Below are 1,561 nucleotides of genomic sequence, written 5' to 3' on the forward strand. Positions count from 1 at the left end.
CTATTTGTTGATATTCCACCCATGAGCACCCGCCACGGAACAATCGTCCGTGCTACGGGCTTGCTTCCTGACAACACCACACCACCACCATGCGCTGGTGACCGGTTGTTGTAGGCGCTCCTTAGAAAGGAGGTGATCCAGCCGCACCTTCCGGTACGGCTACCTTGTTACGACTTAGTCCCAATCGCCAGTCCCACCTTCGACAGCTCCCTCCCACAAGGGGTTAGGCCACCGGCTTCGGGTGTTACCAACTTTCGTGACTTGACGGGCGGTGTGTACAAGGCCCGGGAACGTATTCACCGCAGCGTTGCTGATCTGCGATTACTAGCGACTCCGACTTCATGGGGTCGAGTTGCAGACCCCAATCCGAACTGAGACCGGCTTTTTGGGATTAGCTCCACCTCACAGTATCGCAACCCTTTGTACCGGCCATTGTAGCATGCGTGAAGCCCAAGACATAAGGGGCATGATGATTTGACGTCGTCCCCACCTTCCTCCGAGTTGACCCCGGCAGTCTCCTATGAGTCCCCACCATCACGTGCTGGCAACATAGAACGAGGGTTGCGCTCGTTGCGGGACTTAACCCAACATCTCACGACACGAGCTGACGACAACCATGCACCACCTGTAAACCGACCACAAGTGGGGGACCTGTTTCCAGATCTTTCCGGTTCATGTCAAGCCTTGGTAAGGTTCTTCGCGTTGCATCGAATTAATCCGCATGCTCCGCCGCTTGTGCGGGCCCCCGTCAATTCCTTTGAGTTTTAGCCTTGCGGCCGTACTCCCCAGGCGGGGCACTTAATGCGTTAGCTACGGCGCGGAAAACGTGGAATGTCCCCCACACCTAGTGCCCAACGTTTACGGCATGGACTACCAGGGTATCTAATCCTGTTCGCTCCCCATGCTTTCGCTCCTCAGCGTCAGTTAATGCCCAGAGACCTGCCTTCGCCATCGGTGTTCCTCCTGATATCTGCGCATTTCACCGCTACACCAGGAATTCCAGTCTCCCCTACATCACTCTAGTCTGCCCGTACCCACCGCAGATCCGGAGTTGAGCCCCGGACTTTCACGGCAGACGCGACAAACCGCCTACGAGCTCTTTACGCCCAATAATTCCGGATAACGCTTGCGCCCTACGTATTACCGCGGCTGCTGGCACGTAGTTAGCCGGCGCTTCTTCTGCAGGTACCGTCACTTACGCTTCTTCCCTACTGAAAGAGGTTTACAACCCGAAGGCCGTCATCCCTCACGCGGCGTCGCTGCATCAGGCTTGCGCCCATTGTGCAATATTCCCCACTGCTGCCTCCCGTAGGAGTCTGGGCCGTGTCTCAGTCCCAGTGTGGCCGGTCACCCTCTCAGGCCGGCTACCCGTCGTCGCCTTGGTAGGCCATTACCCCACCAACAAGCTGATAGGCCGCGAGTCCATCCAAAACCACAAAAGCTTTCCACCAACCACCATGCGATGGAAGGTCATATCCGGTATTAGACCCAGTTTCCCAGGCTTATCCCAGAGTCAAGGGCAGGTTACTCACGTGTTACTCACCCGTTCGCCACTAATCCA

At 56.6% G+C, this 1,561-nt stretch carries 1 rRNA gene; it reads right to left on the reverse strand.

The features are described from left to right. Window positions 1-125 precede the first annotated feature (125 nt). A 16S ribosomal RNA gene (locus tag PV772_RS22725) occupies window positions 126-1,561 on the reverse strand; the annotation flags it as partial.

This window comes from Pseudarthrobacter sp. CC12 (assembly GCF_039907755.1).
GTDB lineage: Bacteria > Actinomycetota > Actinomycetes > Actinomycetales > Micrococcaceae > Arthrobacter > Arthrobacter niigatensis.